The organism is Thiolapillus sp. (assembly GCF_048562965.1).
Taxonomy (GTDB): Bacteria; Pseudomonadota; Gammaproteobacteria; order Chromatiales; family Chromatiaceae; genus Thiolapillus; species Thiolapillus brandeum_A.
The window spans coordinates 1-1,282 of sequence record NZ_JBHNMF010000826.1; the positions used below are offsets into that span (position 1 = coordinate 1).

A 1,282-nucleotide genomic window follows, 5' to 3' on the forward strand; every position below is an offset into this window, starting at 1 on the left:
GCAAGGCGAGTTGTTCAGCAAGCCAGATCTGTGCCGGCACCGACTGCTCCAGCCATTGCTCGAGATCACTCGCATCGAACGCCCTGACGGCCTTCCAGTCGCCGGCCTCGTTCTTTTGTTTCTCCCACACCACCTTTCCAGGCCAGTTGCGAGGTGTCACGAAGACGAAAGTGCTGTTTGCCCGCTCGGAGAAATCAACCGATGCAAGCCGTGCGGTGTAATCGCTGTTCGCCTTTTGACCTGGATTCTGGTTGGTACCGAATTCCCAATAGGATCTCCCTTCAGGAACCCATGGGGTAGCGGCGCCCGCTTCGACGAAACCATCAGAGCCCTTGCGTTGCGAATTATCATAGCCAGGGAAGTCGACCCGGCGGAGCTCTTCGCCTGTTGAGTGCACTAACTTCCGCAGAAGGACGGGAAGATGGGCACGAGCATCAAGCTGGCTGCCAGCCCACTTTTCTATCTGCCTAGCCTTGATGGAGAGGAAACCCGGAACGAAGGAGCGGACCGCTACCGCTTTTTCTTCTTTTTGCTGCACTTGTTGATCGTAAGTGGCTTGCATATTGAGCAGCTCTTCCCGGTCAGCGCCGAATGCCTTTTTCAGTCTGATCGCCATTTCGGAAGACAGCGCCGATTTCCCATTTAGGAAATTGGACAGAGCTGGCCTGCCAATGCCAAGCCGTTCAGCTGCCTCCTTTACTGACATCCCATCAGGGATAATGCTATTGCGGACGTAGACGCCGGGATGAATATAAATATTGTCTGCAGTTGCCACTGATCATGGCTCCATATGATTTAGTAATGTGTTGCGCTACACAATACACAATATGTGTGTAAGTGTCAAACAATCGGCACTCTTGCGTCCCCGCCGTTGCCCTTGCCTGTGTTCCCTTTGCGAGCGATACGCAGCGACTGCGGGTCTAAATGCTCAAGGCCGACTGTTAATGGCCATTTATTCTGCCCCCCCCTACGGCCAACAATTTTGGCTCACCCCAAGGGGCATTCCGGGCCATAAGGCCGTACGCTTACTGTCGTTTTTCAAGGCATGCGACAGGTGGCACATTTGAAGGAGTGGGTTATGATTCACAAGATCAAGGCACTACACGACAACGGAGCAGGACCGAGCATTCGGGCGATCGCCCGGGAACCAGGGATTTCCTCGTTTTCGATATAGAGATCCGATTTCGGGTCCGCCAGGCGTTGGCGAATCAGATTCCGCACGAATGATGCACCACCGCTGCCAGCCATGGAGAGCGAAGCGAAGGCTGGCAGTCCCCAGTAG

Annotated in this window: 2 protein-coding genes; both read right to left on the reverse strand. The window is 54.5% G+C overall.

The window, feature by feature from the left end; all coding sequences use genetic code 11:
* Positions 1–775: HigA family addiction module antitoxin (locus ACOCD2_RS20395; RefSeq protein ID WP_419625989.1), on the reverse strand; the 775-nt coding region annotated here is incomplete at its 3' end.
* Between the two features lie 308 nt (positions 776–1,083).
* Positions 1,084–1,282: hypothetical protein (locus tag ACOCD2_RS20400; protein ID WP_419625991.1), on the reverse strand; the 199-nt coding region annotated here is incomplete at its 5' end.